The organism is Aquamicrobium sp. NLF2-7 (genome assembly GCF_022359935.1).
Lineage (GTDB): Bacteria > Pseudomonadota > Alphaproteobacteria > Rhizobiales > Rhizobiaceae > Mesorhizobium > Mesorhizobium lusatiense.
The window spans coordinates 512,023-528,401 of sequence record NZ_JAKSED010000001.1; the positions used below are offsets into that span (position 1 = coordinate 512,023).

Annotated in this window: 18 protein-coding genes; 15 read left to right on the forward strand and 3 right to left on the reverse strand. The window is 61.8% G+C overall.

Annotated elements, in window-relative coordinates:
* The first annotated feature begins 73 nt into the window (after nucleotides 1-73).
* From metG to MIC97_RS02605, 5 genes are all read left to right on the forward strand, one after another.
* Nucleotides 74-1,624: a methionine--tRNA ligase gene (metG, locus tag MIC97_RS02585; RefSeq protein ID WP_239798719.1), complete on the forward strand. Its 1,551-nt coding sequence runs from the start codon at nucleotides 74-76 to the stop codon at nucleotides 1,622-1,624.
* The gene (locus MIC97_RS02590; protein WP_239798720.1) at nucleotides 1,624-2,424 is read left to right on the forward strand and encodes a TatD family hydrolase; all 801 of its coding nucleotides are present in this window, start codon (nucleotides 1,624-1,626) and stop codon (nucleotides 2,422-2,424) included. Before metG ends, MIC97_RS02590 begins: the two co-directional genes overlap by 1 nt.
* Nucleotides 2,421-3,239, forward strand: a complete 819-nt coding sequence (locus MIC97_RS02595) for an MBL fold metallo-hydrolase (RefSeq protein WP_239798721.1) — start codon at nucleotides 2,421-2,423, stop codon at nucleotides 3,237-3,239. The genes MIC97_RS02590 and MIC97_RS02595 overlap by 4 nt, the downstream gene beginning before the upstream one ends.
* A 206-nt stretch (nucleotides 3,240-3,445) precedes the next feature.
* A complete protein-coding gene (locus MIC97_RS02600; protein WP_239798722.1) occupies nucleotides 3,446-4,426 on the forward strand; it encodes an IS30 family transposase in 981 nt (326 codons plus the stop codon).
* 306 nt (nucleotides 4,427-4,732) lie between these two features.
* Nucleotides 4,733-5,158, forward strand: coding sequence for a hypothetical protein (locus tag MIC97_RS02605; protein WP_239798723.1), 426 nt, complete (start codon nucleotides 4,733-4,735; stop codon nucleotides 5,156-5,158).
* Nucleotides 5,159-5,300: 142 nt separating this feature from the next.
* Here the strand turns inward: MIC97_RS02605 and MIC97_RS02610 are convergent, their stop codons facing one another.
* Nucleotides 5,301-5,783, reverse strand: a complete 483-nt coding sequence (locus MIC97_RS02610) for a nucleotidyltransferase domain-containing protein (RefSeq protein WP_239798724.1) — start codon at nucleotides 5,781-5,783, stop codon at nucleotides 5,301-5,303.
* A 107-nt stretch (nucleotides 5,784-5,890) separates the two neighbouring features.
* Nucleotides 5,891-6,181 carry a DUF2285 domain-containing protein gene (locus MIC97_RS02615; RefSeq protein WP_239801008.1) on the reverse strand — a complete coding sequence of 97 codons (291 nt, stop codon included), beginning with the start codon at nucleotides 6,179-6,181 and terminating at the stop codon, nucleotides 5,891-5,893.
* Nucleotides 6,182-6,644: 463 nt separating this feature from the next.
* Here MIC97_RS02615 and MIC97_RS02620 point away from each other — a divergent pair, with 463 nt between their 5' ends.
* Both MIC97_RS02620 and MIC97_RS02625 read left to right on the forward strand, forming a co-directional pair.
* Nucleotides 6,645-6,914: a helix-turn-helix domain-containing protein gene (locus tag MIC97_RS02620; RefSeq protein WP_239798725.1), complete on the forward strand. Its 270-nt coding sequence runs from the start codon at nucleotides 6,645-6,647 to the stop codon at nucleotides 6,912-6,914.
* Complete coding sequence (locus tag MIC97_RS02625; RefSeq protein ID WP_239798726.1) at nucleotides 6,915-8,078, forward strand: replication initiator protein A; 1,164 nt, start codon at nucleotides 6,915-6,917, stop codon at nucleotides 8,076-8,078.
* Nucleotides 8,079-8,326: 248 nt separating this feature from the next.
* Here MIC97_RS02625 and MIC97_RS02630 read toward each other — a convergent pair whose 3' ends face one another.
* Nucleotides 8,327-9,385 (reverse strand): IS110 family transposase, encoded by a 1,059-nt coding sequence (locus MIC97_RS02630; RefSeq protein ID WP_239798727.1) that lies wholly within the window; start codon nucleotides 9,383-9,385, stop codon nucleotides 8,327-8,329.
* Between the two features lie 244 nt (nucleotides 9,386-9,629).
* On the opposite strand from MIC97_RS02630, the gene MIC97_RS02635 reads away from it, so the two are divergent.
* From MIC97_RS02635 to MIC97_RS02670, 8 genes are all read left to right on the forward strand, one after another.
* Nucleotides 9,630-10,148: a DUF2840 domain-containing protein gene (locus MIC97_RS02635; RefSeq protein WP_239798728.1), complete on the forward strand. Its 519-nt coding sequence runs from the start codon at nucleotides 9,630-9,632 to the stop codon at nucleotides 10,146-10,148.
* Complete coding sequence (locus MIC97_RS02640; protein WP_239798729.1) at nucleotides 10,145-10,690, forward strand: S26 family signal peptidase; 546 nt, start codon at nucleotides 10,145-10,147, stop codon at nucleotides 10,688-10,690. Before MIC97_RS02635 ends, MIC97_RS02640 begins: the two co-directional genes overlap by 4 nt.
* A gap of 35 nt (nucleotides 10,691-10,725) precedes the next feature.
* On the forward strand, nucleotides 10,726-11,061 hold the full coding sequence (locus MIC97_RS02645) for a DUF736 domain-containing protein (RefSeq protein ID WP_239798730.1): 336 nt from the start codon (nucleotides 10,726-10,728) through the stop codon (nucleotides 11,059-11,061).
* Nucleotides 11,058-11,990 carry a lytic transglycosylase domain-containing protein gene (locus tag MIC97_RS02650; protein WP_239798731.1) on the forward strand — a complete coding sequence of 311 codons (933 nt, stop codon included), beginning with the start codon at nucleotides 11,058-11,060 and terminating at the stop codon, nucleotides 11,988-11,990. Before MIC97_RS02645 ends, MIC97_RS02650 begins: the two co-directional genes overlap by 4 nt.
* A complete protein-coding gene (locus MIC97_RS02655; RefSeq protein ID WP_239798732.1) occupies nucleotides 11,987-12,307 on the forward strand; it encodes a hypothetical protein in 321 nt (106 codons plus the stop codon). The genes MIC97_RS02650 and MIC97_RS02655 overlap by 4 nt, the downstream gene beginning before the upstream one ends.
* 818 nt (nucleotides 12,308-13,125) lie before the next feature.
* Entirely contained in the window at nucleotides 13,126-14,358 is a 1,233-nt protein-coding gene (locus MIC97_RS02660; protein WP_275592380.1) for a DUF3363 domain-containing protein, read from the forward strand.
* Nucleotides 14,359-14,432: 74 nt separating this feature from the next.
* On the forward strand, nucleotides 14,433-15,143 hold the full coding sequence (locus MIC97_RS02665) for a LuxR family transcriptional regulator (RefSeq protein ID WP_239798733.1): 711 nt from the start codon (nucleotides 14,433-14,435) through the stop codon (nucleotides 15,141-15,143).
* 195 nt (nucleotides 15,144-15,338) lie between these two features.
* The gene (locus MIC97_RS02670) at nucleotides 15,339-16,229 is read left to right on the forward strand and encodes a LysR family transcriptional regulator (protein WP_239798734.1); all 891 of its coding nucleotides are present in this window, start codon (nucleotides 15,339-15,341) and stop codon (nucleotides 16,227-16,229) included.
* The last annotated feature ends 150 nt before the right edge of the window (nucleotides 16,230-16,379 follow it).

The window sequence follows — 16,379 nt, forward strand, 5'->3', positions numbered from 1 at the left end:
GGATGGCAATCGCCGTTCCGATGCTATATCCACCGCACATTCTTCCTTTTGCAGACTTCAAGACGGTCCCTTCATGTCGCGCGATAGTTTCTACATCACCACTGCCATTTCCTATCCCAACGGCAAGCCGCATATCGGTCATGCCTATGAGCTGATCGCCACGGATGCGCTTGCGCGTTTCCAGCGCTGCGACGGCAAGGATGTTTTCTTCCTTACCGGAACGGACGAGCACGGCATCAAGATGCTGCAGACGGCCAAGAAGGAAGGCATTTCGCCGCGTGAACTGGCGGACCGAAATGCCGCCGCGTTCCAGCGCATGGCCGTGGCGCTGAATGCCTCCAACGACGATTTCATCCGCACCACCGAGGAGCGCCACTACAAGGCCTCGCAGGCGATCTGGAAGGCCATGGCCGACCGGGGCGACATCTACAAGGGCGGCTATGCTGGCTGGTATTCGGTGCGCGACGAAGCCTATTACGGCGAAGAGGAAACCGAAGTGCGCGAAGATGGCGTGCACTACGGACCGCAGGGCACGCCGGTGGAATGGGTCGAGGAGGAAAGCTACTTCTTCCGCCTTTCCGCCTATCAGGACAAGCTGCTGGAGCTTTATGAAAGCCGTCCCGATTTCATCGGACCGGCTGAGCGCCGCAACGAAGTGACGAGCTTCGTTCGCTCGGGCCTGAAGGACCTGTCCATCTCCCGCACCACCTTCGACTGGGGCGTTCCGGTGCCGGGCGACGAAAAGCACGTCATGTATGTGTGGGTGGATGCGCTCACGAATTACATCACTGCCCTTGGCTATCCTGATGAAAATGAAGCGAAATGGAAATTCTGGCCGGCCGATGCGCACATCATCGGCAAGGACATTGTGCGCTTCCACGCCATCTACTGGCCGGCCTTCCTGATTTCGGCCGGCATCGAGCTTCCAAAGCGGGTCTTTGGTCATGGCTTCCTGTTCAACCGCGGTGAAAAGATGTCGAAGTCGCTCGGCAACGTTATCGATCCCTTCACCATGGTTGAGCATTACGGCCTCGATCAGGTGCGCTATTTCTTCCTGCGCGAAGTGCCGTTCGGGCAGGACGGCAGCTACAGCCATGAGGCGATCGTCAACCGCACCAACGCCGATCTCGCCAACGATCTCGGCAATCTGGCGCAGCGCTCGCTGTCGATGATCGCCAAGAACTGCGGTGGCGTGGTGCCGGCGCGTGGCGAGCTGGCGGAAGCCGACAAGGCTATTCTGGCGCAGGCGGTGGATGCGCTGGCGACCGCGCGCAGGACCATGGCCGAGCAGGCTATCCATCAGGCGCTGGCCGCGATCTTTGGTGTTGTCGCCGAAGCCAACCGCTATTTCGCGGGGCAGGAGCCGTGGGCGCTGAAGAAGACCGATCCGGCGCGCATGGAAACGGTTCTGTGGACGACGGCCGAGATCATCCGGCGCGTCGGCATCCTGTGCCAGCCTTTCATTCCCGGTTCCGCAGCCAAACTGCTCGATCTTCTGGCCGTGGGCGAGGATCAGCGCGGTTTCGGGCATGTCGACACACTCGACGCTCTGGTGCCCGGCACGCCACTGCCGCCGCCGCAGCCCGTGTTCCCGCGCTATGTGGAGCAGGAGCCTGCCGCCTGATGCTGGTCGACAGTCACTGCCATCTCGATTTCCCGGATTTCGCCGAGGAGCGGGATGCGATCATCGCCCGCGCCCGCGAAGCTGGCGTGGGGCGCATGGTGACGATTTCGACGCAGGTGCAGAAGTTTGACCGCATCCTTGAAGTCGCCGAGGCGTATGATGAGGTCTATTGTTCGGTCGGCACGCATCCGAACAGCGTGGCGCAGGAACCCGTTGTTTCTGCGGAAAACCTGATCGGGCTCAGCGCCCATCCCAAGGTGGTCGCCATTGGCGAGTCGGGTCTTGATTATCATTACGACTATGCCACGCCGCAGCTTCAGGCCGCATGTTTCCGCAATCACATCGCAGCCGCACGCGAAACGGGCCTGCCGCTGGTCATCCATGCCCGCTCCGCCGATGATGACGTCGCCGCCATTCTGGAGGAGGAGATGGGGAAGGGGGATTTTCCCTTCGTCCTGCATTGCTTCTCTTCCGGCAAGCGGCTGGCAGAGGTCGGCGTTGCGCTTGGCGGATATGTCTCCTTTTCCGGCATTCTGACATTCCGGAACTCGCAGGACATTCGTGACATCGCGGCTGCCGTGCCGCATGAGCGCTTGCTGGTGGAGACGGATGCGCCCTACCTCGCCCCGGTTCCATATCGCGGCAAGCGCAACGAGCCTGCGTTCGTGGCGCACACGGCAGCAGTTCTGGCCGAAACCATCGGCGTCAATGCCCAACAGGTGGTAAGGCTGACCACGGAAAATTTCTTTCGTCTTTTCAGTAAGATGCCTCGACCCGATGAAGTGGCGATAAAGGCGTGAGCGACCGGCTGCGCGTCACCATCCTGGGGTGCGGCTCATCGCCTGGCGTGCCGCGCATCACCGGTGACTGGGGTGCCTGCGATCCCGCCAATCCTAAAAACCGACGCATGCGCGCCTCCGCCATGTTCGAGCGGATCAGGGCGGATGGGCGCCGCACCACGGTGGTGATCGACACTGGCCCGGATTTCCGCGCCCAGATGCTGATGGCGAAAGTCGGCCATATCGACGCCGTGCTTTATACGCATGCCCATGCCGATCATATCCATGGCATAGACGATCTGCGCGGCTATGTGCTCGAGCAGAAGCGCCTCATCGACATCTATGCCGACGCAGCGACCATGGTTCGCCTGCGCGAGGCTTTCGGTTATTGCTTCGAAACGCCGCCCGGCAGTTCCTATCCGCCGATCCTATGGGCGCGCGGCATCGATCATGACCGGACGGTCACTGTGGAAGGAGAGGGCGGTGCCCTCACCTTCGAGCCTCTGCCGCAAGTGCACGGCGACATCACCTCGCTCGGCTTCCGCGTTGAAAACATTGCCTATTGCCCCGACGTCAGCGGTATTCCGGAAACCACCGCATTGCGCCTGAACGGCCTTGAACTACTGATCGTCGACGCCTTGCAATACCGCCGCCATCCCAGCCATTTTTCGCTCGGCGAGGCAATGGAATGGATCGACCGGCTGAAGCCCAGACAAGCCGTTCTGACCCATATGCACATACCGCTGGACTACGAGACGGTTCTGGCTGAAACGCCGGACAATGTTCAGCCGGCCTATGACGGACTGGTGCTGGAATTTCCAGTCCAGCCGGCCTGATGCGCGATACACACTCATTCTGTGCGTGCGCATCTGGGATCACACGATAACGTCCGGGCTTCGATCAAGGCGCAAGTCGCGCACTACATTGCCAAGATAGTTCCATAATCTATCTTATGCGACTAACTCACCACAGTGAGTTGGTTCTAGCCTGAAGTGCGACTTGCAAGCGATAACAATGAGTTATCCCAAGCAAGGAACCCGTCATGGAACGCACCTACGCGCATATTGACCCGGATGAACGCCGCAAGATCCCCCGCTGGCGCGCTGCAAACCTCTCCGTTGACATTATTGCCGAGAAACTTGGACGACATCGCTCAACCGTTTTCCGCGAGTTGAAACGCAATCGATTTGTCTACGGTCAGATCACGGATCTGACCGGCTATTACGGCATGGTTGCCGATCAGAAATCCCGTGAACGTCGCTCGAAACAACGCAAGCTCGTCCGGTTTGATCATTTGCGTCAATCCGTGATCAAGCACATCAGCGATGGATGGTCGCCGCAGCAAATTGCCGGGAGAATGCAGCTGGACCGCCACCCCATCTCTGTCAGTCATGAAACGATCTATCAGTTTGTTTATTCCGCCGACGGTCGAAAAGAAGGGCTTTGGGAGTATCTGCCTGAACGTCGTGCCAGACGACGTCCACGTCATGCCCGGCGCCGTCATGGACATCGATTTCCGCCGGAACTGAGCATCTTACATCGCCCGGACATGATTGCCAGACGCAAGCAGTTTGGACATTGGGAATGCGATGCCAATGTGACGTCTCTGGTTAAGCGGGTAAGCCGTTTCACAGTTTTGTTGCGCAACAATGATCGTCAGTCACGTGCGGTAATGGATGGTGTGATTGGCGTACTGCAACCCCTGCCCCAAATAGCCCGGCGCTCGATCACCTTTGATCGAGGCACTGAGTTCACGGAATGGGCTTACCTGCAGGCCGGGATCGGATCAAAAGCATGGTTCTGTGATCCGCAGTACCCCTGGCAAAAGGGAACGGTCGGAAACACCAACAGGCGAACAAGACGATGGCTCCCCAGAGACCTTGATCCGCTAACGTTGAGTGACCGAGATCTCGTATTCATCTGTCATCGCCTCAACAATACGCCGCGCAGATGTTTGGGGTACAAAACACCGGCGGAGATTTTCCGTCAGAAACTTGTCGCAAACAGACATCGCTATGAATAAACTCGAACTGTAAAAGTCGCGGTTCAGCCTGAACTCACACACAAGCAAACATGTCGCCCTGATTCACAACTGTACTTTCGTGTGTACGACGAAAGAGGAAAAGCCTCTGCGGCCGTTGGAAATCAGAGGTGGTGGCGGGCGGGAGACGAAGAAACCGAGAACTACACCTACGCTATAGCCCTCCAAAATGACTCCTAAAAGCCGCCGATGGTCGACAGACGGGACACGGGTTGGCATTATGCTACCCGTGCCCAACCGCAGGAGCGACGTAACGGCAGTCCGTGCAGACCGTGAAGGAGCAGAACCATGGTAGCCGTGATGTTGATGAGCGTGGCGCTAGTCGCCGTCCTTTGCGTCGTGGCCTATAAGCTCGCAGTCTATGCTCTGCCTTTCATGCTCGGATTGACCGCTGCGCAATCCGCCTATCAGACCGGCTCCGGCGTGATAGGTGCCGGGCTTGTTGGCCTCGTTGCCGCTGGCGTGGCGTTTGGCATCCTCGCTCTGCTGTTCGAGACGCTGCGCACTCCCATCCTTCGCTTGATCGTGGCGTTGATCTTTGCCGCACCCGCCGCAGTCGCGGGTTATGCGCTGGTCTATGGCGTCACCAAAGAGGCGGTGCCTTCCGAAATCTGGCGGCAAATCTTCTGTCTGGTCGGCGGTGGCTTCGTTGGCGTGTCGGCTTTGATGCGACTGGCCGCACCGTTGCCCTCCAGTCCCGCGCCTGCTCGCTGAGGTCGGCAGAAGCAGCGAGTGGCCGTGACCGAGCAATTTAGCGATACCGATCATTGGAAGCTGCTTGCAACGGCCAAGCGATTCTTGACCGCAGCAGACGTGCTCCGGCGGTCGGAGGAATACCAGTCATCCAGAGTGCTATTTACTCCGGTCCTCCGGCCGCCAAGCCCTTGCTGATCGAAAAATCTAGATCGTCGGCGGAAACCGTGAACGACAACTCGGCCGAACGCTCTACAAGATCCGCAACGAACCCCTCAGGGTCATGCAAAATCCTGATCGGCAGACGATACCAAGGGGACGGAGTGAGCGCAGCGGCATCATAATAGAAGATGTCGATCTTCCCGAACGGCCGGAAATGGGAAACGCAATGCTGCGCGCCGGGCACCCACTCATTGAACAAGAAGCCCGACCATTGCTTCGGAATCTCCCGGCGCTGATCGACATAGTGGCTATGACGGTCAGACGTCACGACAACCCGCAAATCAATATCCGACCAGGCGTCGGCGCTGCCGGCCGCGAGCGAGCCGCCAAGGAAAACGCCGACAACGGCCGGGTCGGCAGAGAAGAACCCTACAGCCGTTTCAAGGAGCTTGTCCCGAGCGTCGATCAGCGATCTTTCATCCAATATTACAAACTCCACAATCTGCGACTACTCAAGTCAACTTATGCTTGGTTAATTATCAATCGTCACTGTAGGTGACTTTGGATTCATCAGCTTTTTCATTCAAGCCTTTATGTCCGCCGAATGGCCGCCTCCTGCTCTAGAATCCGCCGATACCCTTCGCGTGAAAGCCATTGCGCGCGTTCGAGATGGCTTTGCCAGCAACGGCGCGTCCGAAGTTCCTCGGCCACCGGATCGCGGTGCAGCACGATCCGCGCGACTTCCTTCCAGTCCGCGCCCTCGGCCTTCGCATCCAGCAAACGCAGATAGGTGACGTAATGCCGTTCGTCATAGACGGTTATGGCGTCGCCGGTCGGCGCTTCGTCATCCACATCGGGATCGAGTTCGACGGCAGTTAGCATAGTCATTCCCCATATCCGAGAGAGCTTTGTCTGCGGTGCGCCCCCGCAAACGATTCTCTCTGACTCTTGGTGATCGGGGAGTTCGAAACCGTCACGAAACGGCCCCATGGCCTTTAGCTCGGAAAGCCTGTTGTATACGCCACAGGCTCCCCGACCATAGGTCAAGGAGTTGGTGCCGTTCTGGCTGGCACCGGCCATTCGTGAGGGGTTTCGACGCCCCAGAGCAGCGCGTCTGCTCCGCTACGATTCTTAACCGAACCGCGTGGGAATGTCTCTGGCTTTTCGGCGCAGCAGGCAATGAGCCGCTGAAATCCCTTATTTATTGGCCGCGTACCGCCCCAAAGGGGGGTGCCGCCAGCGCATAGGCGCAAATGCGGCACGCTACGCGCCGCCGATCCCTCGCCATGGTTCGCCACAGTCCGCTGCCGCCCTCTGGCAGCCGAATCCCGACTGGAGGTGATCCATGCCCAACCCGCTTGCGGGCCTGCCGCCGCGCCTGTTGCGCACCAAGGAAGCCGCGCGCTTCCTCGGCATATCCATCCGCACCCTTGAGAAACATCGCACCTACGGCACCGGCCCGACCTATCGCAAGGTCGGCGGTCGCGTCCTCTACACCGTCCGCGATCTGGAGAACTGGAGCGCGGTCGGCGAACGTAAGTCCACCCGCGACAAGACCGCCGGCACGGTCTTTCCCGCGCGTCCGCTCACGCCCCAAGAACGGGACGAGTGCTAGATGCTGCGCGAGGACGATCACGCCCCCGCGCAGCCGGCCGAGGACAGCGAGCGCAGCCGCCTAGACCCCTTCGTGGTCGCAACGGGCGATGCGCCGCCGCGTGACCAGCGCGATTTGATGGAACGGCCGTTTTTCTCGCTGGCGAAGACCCCGCGCACCAAGCCGATTCTCTACAAGGCCGCCGACATAGAGGTGCAGGTGTTCGGGATGCCCGAGCACGGCATGGCGACGATATGGGACGCCGATGTTCTGATATGGGCGGCCTCGCAGATCGTCGCGGCCGAGAACAACGGCCTCACCACGTCGCGTTTCTTCCGCTTCACGCCCTACCACCTGTTGCGCGCCATCGGGCGGCCGACCGGCAACCACCAATACCGGCTTCTGAAAGCCGCGCTGGCGCGGCTGCAATCGACCGTTATCGCCACCACCATCCGCAACGGCCCGCATTGGCGTCGCCGGCAATTCTCATGGATCAACGAGTGGGAGGAAATGACGACGCGCGCCGGCCGCGTCGAGGGCATGGAGTTCGTCCTGCCCGAATGGTTCTACAACAGCGTCATAGACCGTTCGTTGGTCCTGACCATCGACCCGGCCTATTTCCGACTGACTGGCGGCATCGAGCGATGGCTTTACCGCGTCGCCCGAAAGCACGCCGGGCACCAGCGCCACGGCTGGATTTTCGAGGTCGCGCACCTTCATCAGAAATCCGGCAGCCTCGCCCGGCCGTCTGATTTCGCGCTCGACCTGCGCCGGATCGCGGCCCGCCAGCAACTCCCCGGCTACCGTCTCCAGATCGAGCGGGAAGACGGCCGCGAGCTGCTGCGCATCCGCCCCGATAATTCGTCAACAGGCACTGTTGATAACCCTGTTAATGCCATCGGCAGATCAGGCGCACGCGGTATCGGCACATCAGGCGCACGACTATCGGCAGATCAGGCGCACGAACCGCAGCTAACGCTTTGGCCTGAAACGCGGAATCCGACCGCTAACTTATCTAACAGAGAATCTTCTTTAACTGTTTCTGTGGGTGTGAAGAACGCGCCCAGTGCCACCCGCGATCATCTTGCCAATGATTTTGGGCGTTCGCAACAAGCAGCGAAAGAGTCATCCCGATCTGTCCGTCTTCCGTGGATCCCAGGCATCAAGCCGGAGGACACGCCATGAGCGGATCATCGACATCACCCCGAGCGGCTCACGCTTCTTTCCGTGGTCGATATCAAGATCGCCACAAGCAGGGATCGGAAGGTCGGGCGGCCAAGCTAACTCGCGTCTTCGCAGTCGCAGATGGCGATGCGGACAAGAGTCTGGACGGTCTCACCCGAACCCTCGTCCCCTCGGGGGACATCTCTCCGCCGCAGCGGATCTCTCAGCCTATCTCAGCCTCCCACGATGCGGATGACCGACAGGCAATCTCATGCTCCGGCAACTGCGGCGGGGGCCACGACCTGGCCATCGCCCGTCTTCCAGATGAAGACGGTTCCCTCGACCCAGATACGATGCATCAGCACAGACATGCGTCGAGCAAGAGCGGTTACAGCCCGTTTATGCCCCCGGTTCTTCACCAGCCGCATCCCCCACGCCTTGAGCGACGACCAGCGCTTCACGCGGATGAGCAGGATGTGTGCGGCCTCGTAAAGCGCCGCTCGTGCCATCGCATCGCCGCTCTTGGACACGCGCCCGGTCCAGTCAACCTCGCCAGACTGGTAGGCGCGCGGCGTCAGTCCCAGATGTGCGCCTACCGATTTGGAGCGCCGGAACCGCGACGGCACGTCGATGGTCGCACGATAGGTCAGCGCCACGATGGGGCCGACACCGGGAACGGTCATCAGCCGGCGGCACACGTCATCGTTACGGGCGAAGTCCATCGCCACCTTTTGCAGGTTGGCGTATTCGAGAGCCAGAGCGCGTCTGGCGGTCAGCATCGGGTTGAGCGCCCGCATCAGCATCGCGCGGTCGCCGGCCAGTTCCAGAACGCGCGCCTCGAAGTTGCGCTTGGATACCACGCCCATCTTCAGACCGAAGCTGCGCAGCATGCCTCTGATCGCCAGCTCGATATCCATCAGCTTGCGCACCAGCGTCTGCCTGGCCACCAGCAGGAAGCGCAGTTCCTGCGCGGTCTGCGTCTTCACATGTACGGCACGGAACCAGCCGGTGCGCATGATGTTGGCGATCCCGCGTGCATCGTTGCGGTCGGTCTTGTTCGGCATGGCCGACAGCGCCGCCTTAGCGTGCCGCGTCTCGATGCACACGACGGGCAGACCGGCATCAGCCATGCCACCGTAAAGCCATTGCGACGGAGCGCCGGTTTCAAGGCCGATCCGCTTCATCACCATGCCGCACTGCGCGAAGAACGCCACGAGGTCGTCCGGCTCGGAAGCAACCTTCGCCTCCTTCAGCACGGCCCCGTCAGCATCCACGATGCAGATGCTCGTCATCTCAAGGGAAACATCCAGTCCTGCAAAGTAGTCCATCGTCTTTCTCCATTCCGGTTGGTGGTGGACCGGCATGGGCCGGTCAGATCACCGTTCACGGTATGGCAAGAGGCGCTTTCTCCACACGCGACGAGAACAGAAACAGTTACCCCAGCTAACTCTTTTTCTTTGACGCGCGCGCACGCGAAGCGTGGTGCCGGTTCTGCTCGGAGGGGCGAGCCGTGACGGCCACGTTCGACGTGCTGCGCCCGCGTAGCCCCCAGCACATCATCGGAGATGAACAATGACCCGTCGCGCCCGCCGTAGCGCGCACGGCCGTCCGCTGCCGGACGGGCCTGCGCCCTTCACAACATTGGTCGAGCTGACCTTCGAGAAACGCAAGGTCGAGCACTGGATACGCTTCGGCCGCAAGAGCTACGAACAGATCATCGACCGCCGCCGCAGCGTGGTCGGCTTCGCGCCGGGCAGCGTTTTCGCCTTCGTGCGATGGGCAAGCGGCGACCATGGCACTGTCGTTTCCCGCATCGACATTGTGCGGGCCATCGGTCGCGGCGAGCCGTTCCAGACATTGCCCTTCGTGCGCCCCGGCGGCGAAATCCTGTTGCGCCTCGATAGCTGGCCCAAGGTGCAGCGCGCACTTGCCGCTATCGACGCCGTGGAATCGCTCGGCCTCAATCCGGCCAACACCTCGCCGGACCACTGGCGGCACGTCCACAACCGGCTGACCGCCAATCTGGAGCCGCACGCCTACACGCCCGAGCGACATGCCGCTTGGCTTCATCGCCGAAGGATCGACCCATGACGCGCCGCCGCACGCTCACCGTGACGGCGCTGGCCGTCATCGGCATCGCCGCCGCCAGCGCAGTCGATTGGCCTGCGAAACTCATCTGGAACGCCACGGCCAGCGCGCCGGTAGGCTTCTATACCGTCGAGCCGGCCGACGTGCTCGACGTGCCCGAGCTGGTCGCCATCATGCCGCCCGAACCGCTCGCCGCCTTCATGGTCGAGCGCGGCTATATCGCGCGAGGCGTCCCGCTCCTGAAGCGCGTCTTGGGCCTGCCTGGACAGCGGGTTTGCCGCACCGGCCGCACGATCACGGTGGACGGGATCGACATGGGCGAGGCGCTGGAGCGTGACAGCCTCGGCCGCGATCTGCCCGTCTGGCAGGGCTGCCGCGTCATCGGCGACGACCAGCTTTTCCTCATGAATTGGGAAGTCCGCGACAGCCTCGACGGCCGGTATTTCGGACCCATCCCCGCAGTTTCCGTCATCGGCCGAGCGGTCCCGCTCTGGACCGATGAGGAAGGCGTCGGCCGCTACGAGTGGCGCGCGCCGACCCGCTGAACCACCCCTCGAAAATCAACCGCAGGAGATTTCCCATGGCAGAGATAGGCACCTTCACCCGCACCGAAACCGGCTATGCGGGAGAGCTTCATTCGTTCGGCCTCCACGAAAAGCTGTTCATCGTCCCGGCCAAACCGAGCGACGTGAAAAACGCCCCCGACTATCGCGTGCGCCTCGATAGCGGGGACGGCCCGGACGCCGGACCCGCATGGAAAGACTCCAGCGAGAACGCTGGCGAGTTCGTTTCGATGCGATTGGAGGGGCCAATCTTCCCGTTCCCGATCCGCGCCAAACTGTTCCAGTCCAACGACGATCCTTCGGTCTGGACCCTGCGTTGGAAGCACGCCCGGAAGATCGAGGATGACGAATGACGGCCGCGCGCGTCCGGCCCGCCATCCGGTCCGAGATCGTCATCCCTTTGTTCGCGGAAAAGCCGTCTCATCCCTTCGTTCCGCTCGGCCACCGGACGGCCGGCGCGCACAGCGAAGGTCAGGGGCGGCCATCGGCCGGCGCTTGCGCCTTGCCCTTGACCGCAGCGAGCACGCTGGCAGGCTGGTGTCGAAGCGGAGACAGGACTGCATGGCATTATGCCGTCCTGATACTGGCCGGCGCGCTTTTCGCCTGCGCGGGATCGGGCGTCGCTGTCGCGCAATCCGCGTCGGTTGAGCGCCCGGCTGCCGCCCATCCCTATGCGGCGCACATCGCCGAGGCGTCGCAGCGTTTCGGCATCCCAGAGCACTGGATTCGCGCCGTGCTGCGCGCCGAGAGCGCGGGCGATGTGCGCGCGATTTCGTCGGCCGGGGCGATGGGATTGATGCAGGTGATGCCCGACACATGGGCGGGCCTGCGCGTCCGCCATGGCCTCGGCCGTGATCCCTATGACCCGCGCGACAACATCCTCGCAGGCACGGCCTACCTGCGCGAAATGTTCGACCGCTACGGCAATGTCGCGGCGATGCTGGCGGCCTACAATGCCGGTCCCGGCCGCTATGACGAGCACCGTGCGACGGGCCGCCCGCTTCCCGCCGAGACACGCGCCTATGTCACCGCGCTCGCCCCGATCCTTGGCGGCGCGGCTCCATCGGATGCGCCGTTGCAACCACCGGCACCGCCGCCCGACTGGCGCGACGCACCGCTATTCGTCATGCGCCCGGACGACACGCGAGCTGCCGCCGCGCCGCCGTCCGAGGTGCAAACAGGTGACGGCCGCGCTGCCGTTCCGGCGCGCGACCCCGCCCGTGCGGAGCCGCAGGACGGCAGCATTTTCGTGGCGAGCGCCAGCGATGGGAGAACGCCATGAGGGCGGCGTTCCCGCGCTCGGCGGCGCTGGTTTCGGCATCCGGTCGGGCAGGTTTGCGCCCGGCAGGATTCCCGGCAGGAGGGGCAGAAAAGACAGAAAGGGCGGAGGGCAAGATTAAAGAAGACGGCACCATATCGGGCCGCTTCTGGAAATTATTGTTGTCTGCACACTGTTTAGATGGCCGGTTCCGGCACCATGGTTTTGAGGGGCGGCGTGCCGCGACTTCGCGCAAAGCCTTGGCTTTGCAGGGTTTCGAGCGGCACCATAGGCCCATATCGGCCGTTTTCCGGCGGTTTTGGCTGGAGTCGCGCCCGTGAGCGCCGACGACGAAAACCGCTTCCGGCCGAAGCCCGGCCGCATCCGATCCGACACGCCCAAGGCCGGCAAGACCAAGAGCTTTTTCACGCAGGTCAAGAAGATCACCCGCCAGCATCAGGCGGCAGCCTCCCGCGATCCTTCCATGCCGTCATCCGCCCGTCCGTCATCGCCGGGCCGGTCCCGTGCAGTGGTCGCCAGCGGCAAGGGCGTGAAGCGCGGCCGGGGCGCGAGCTTCGTGCGCGCTCGCAACATCTCTGGCCATTGGCATCATCGCCAGCCGGGCAGCCGCCGCGTGATGGTCAAGCAGCGCAGCGTCCGGGCTGCGTGGAAGGGCGGCCGCGCCCGCGCGCATCTGCGCTATGTCCAGCGCGACGGCACGTCACGCGATGGCGAGCGCGGCCGGCTCTATTCGGCGACCGAGGACCGCGCCGATGGCGACGCATTCCTTGATCGCGGCAAGGACGACCGCCACCAATTCAGGTTCATCGTCTCGCCCGAGGACGGCGCGGAGCTGTCGGACCTCACGGCTTACACCCGCGATTTCATGAAGCAGGTGGAAGCCGACCTCGGCACGAAACTCGATTGGGTCGCCGTCAATCACTACAACACCGGCCATCCCCATGTGCATGTCATCGTCAACGGCCGCGACGATATGGGCGGGGATCTAGTCATCAACGGCGACTATCTTTCCGCCGGCCTGCGCGAACGGGCCAGCGAGCTTGCCAGTCTGGAACTCGGCCCCGTCACCGAGATCGAGCAGACCCGCAAGCTGTCCGACGAAATCGACCAAGACCGTTTCACCCGGATCGACCGCGCCATGGCCGAGGAAGCCGATGCCCGTTTCCTCGACCTGCGCCATGAACCGGCAGAGCCGAGGCGGCAGTTCGAGCGCACCTTACGCCTGCGCCGCCTTACCAAGCTGGAGAAGATGGGGCTGGCGACCGAGCACGCGCCCGCCGTTTGGGAATTGAGCAAGGACATGGAACCGGCACTGCGCGAGCTTGGCGAACGTGGCGACATTATCCGCACCATGCAGAAGGCGCTCGGCCGGCAAGGCGGAGAACGCGATCCCATGAGTTTCCAAATCCATGACGGTGCGCCCGAGACGCCCATCGTCGGCCGCGTCGTGGACAAGCACCTGTCCGACGAGCTGGGTGAGAACCTGACAATCGTAGTGGACGGGATCGACGGCAGGACCCACCACATCGCCGGGATCGCGCCCGAACGGCTGGAGGATGCTCATATCGGCAGCGTCATCCAGATCGGCCCGGCAGAAGCGGCTGCGCGACCGTCCGACCGCACCATCACGGCCATCGCCGAGGACGGCATCTATCGGCCGAGCCGTCATCTGGAGCAGGCGAAGTTTGAGGGCCGCGTTCCCGGCGGCGACTATGAGGGCTATGTCGATGCCCATGTCCGGCGGCTGGAGGCGTTACGCCGCGCCGGGATCGTCGAGCGGATCGACGCCGACCAATGGCGCATCCCCGATGATCTGGTCAGCAGCGCCGCCGCCTATGACGCCGGGCGGGACCGGCAGGCCAGCGTTCGCGTCCTTTCCCCGGTCGATCTAGGCAAGCAGATCGGTTCGGATGGCGCGACCTGGCTGGACCGGCGGCTGATCCATGGCGAGACGGCCGACCTTGCGCCGGCCGGCTTCGGCCAGCAGGTGCGCGAGGCCATGGACCAGCGCCGCGAGCATCATGTCGAGCAGCGCGACGCCACCCGAGCACGGAACGGCCGTATCTTCTACAGGCGCAACCTTCTCGCCACACTACGCGAGCGGGAGGTTGCCCGCGTCGGCGCGGAGATGGCCGAGAGCAAAGGTCTGCCGTTCCGCGCAGCAGCGGATGGCGAGAGCGTCAGCGGCAAGTTCACCGGCACCGTGCAGCTATCGAGCGGCAAGTTCGCCGTGGTCGAGAAATCGTATGAGTTCACCCTTGTCCCTTGGCGACCGGCCATCGACCGCCAGCTCGGCCGCGAAGTCATGGGCGTCGTGCAGGGCGGATCGGTGTCGTGGCAGTTGGGAAGGCAGAGGGGTATTCAGCTATAATAAGAAGCGCCGCAAGACGCGGTGGAATCGTCTCAGCCCAAACAATGACTGGAGGCTAAGGGAGCAAGTTCGCCATGTCCATGCTGCGAGATGCGATCATCACGTTAGATAAAATACAAATAGATGGAGACGTTGGGCCTGCTCTTCGCGAAATATCAAATATCATAGGGGCAGAAAACATAGCTTATATGGCTTCATCGGATATTTCAGAATCCTACCATGACACGGTAAGGTTCGTTACTTACTCGACGGAGTGGGAAAAGAGATACTTTGATCGAGAATACATCGCTATTGATCCAATTGCCCAAGGCATCGAAAAACAATTGCCATTCGATTGGCATTTCGCATCCAATCAGCCTTCGACCCGGTGGCTTTTTTCGGAAGCGGAAAGTTTTGGCGTCGGTCGCCAAGGATTATCAGTTCCCATTCGTGGGGATGCTGGCGAGCGTGCTTTAATCACGCTTACGTCTTTCCACTCCAACCAAGAATGGCAAAAAATGAGATGGCACTACCAAGGGTTCATCTCAGCGTTAGCTCCCTACTTACACCACCTTGCACTGAGACTTGGGAAGTTGCAGCCCATGAAGTTCTCGCTTAGTGAGCGTCAACGCCAATGCTTGGGGCTGTATGGGCGCGGGAACACTCCGAAACAAATTGCTGCACAGCTTGGTATCAGTGGTTCGATGGCGCGAGAACATTTGCACCGGGCTCGACGAAAATTGGCTTGTCCAACAATTTCGGCGGCAGCCATAAAGGCGGCACGCCTTAGGGCATTTCAGGAGTAGATGGCCGCTCGCCATTGCAAAACGCAACCTTGATCGTCGTCCCTGTCTCGTGTGCGATTGCCCTTTACAGGAAACGCATAGTTGGGGACGTTCTTCTTGCACGGCGCATACAATCAACGAGGCAGCGATACACCTCTAGCAGATAGACGTGCTAGAAAATTGTATGAACGCCTAGCCTTGGGATCACGCATCCCAATGGCCTCGTATGTGCAGGCGCTTGCCGTCGCAGAGTATCTCAACTTCCGCCATGCCGCCAATGCGCTCGGGGTGGCGCAATCCAGCGTCAGCGCGCGCGTGAAGGCGCTGGAGGATGATCTTGGCGTGCTTCTGTTCGAGCGTCATGCGCGCGGGGTCCGGCTGACCGAAGCCGGCCGCCACTTCTTTGAGCGCGTCGCTGCCGGCGTCGATCAGCTCGACCATGCCGTAAAGACGGCTGGCATGACCGCATCGGGGGAATGTGGTCGCCTGCATATCGGCATCCATGCCCTGATCCCGCGCAGCTTTCTTGCCGAATTGATCTGGCGCTATCGGGAAAACCATCCCGGCATCGGAGTCGAAATCACCGAGGGAACAGCCCGCGATGCGGTTATGCAGCTTCGTGCCGACCGGCTGGACGTAGCGTTCGTCGCCGGCACACCCGAACTGCCCGACTGCCATGCACGACCGATCTGGACTGAACCGCTGATGGCCGTGCTTCCGGAGAAGCATAGCCTCGCCGGCCAGTCAGCAATTTCTTGGGCCGAGATGGTCGGCGAAACCTTCCTTGTCCGCTATGGCGGCACCGGACCACAGGTTCATGACCATATCGTTCTACGCCTTGCCGGGCGCTGGCCCACGCCGTCGATCCTTCGTTTCGATGTGGGGCGTGGCACGCTGTTATCCATGGTTGGACAAGGCTTCGGCATTACCATCGTCGGCGCGGCCACGGCGCTACTGCCAACGTCCGGCGTCGTCTTTCTGCCGGTCGCCGACGAGCCGGAGCCTGTCACGTTCTCGGCGATCTGGTGGCCGTCCAACCGCAGCGCGGCGCTTCGCAACCTGCTCACCCTCGCCAGCGATATGGGCCGGCCGTCCCGCACCTACTGACTTCCAGCCGCGATTCGTTTCCGCCAGAAGGTATAGACACCAGCATCGGCGACGTTTCCAAGGCAACCCGTCCTATTTGCCGTCGATAATATCCGGCAGCCCTCCGGCATCCTCTTTCCTGTTGCCTGTCCCGATTTTGCCTACTCTCTG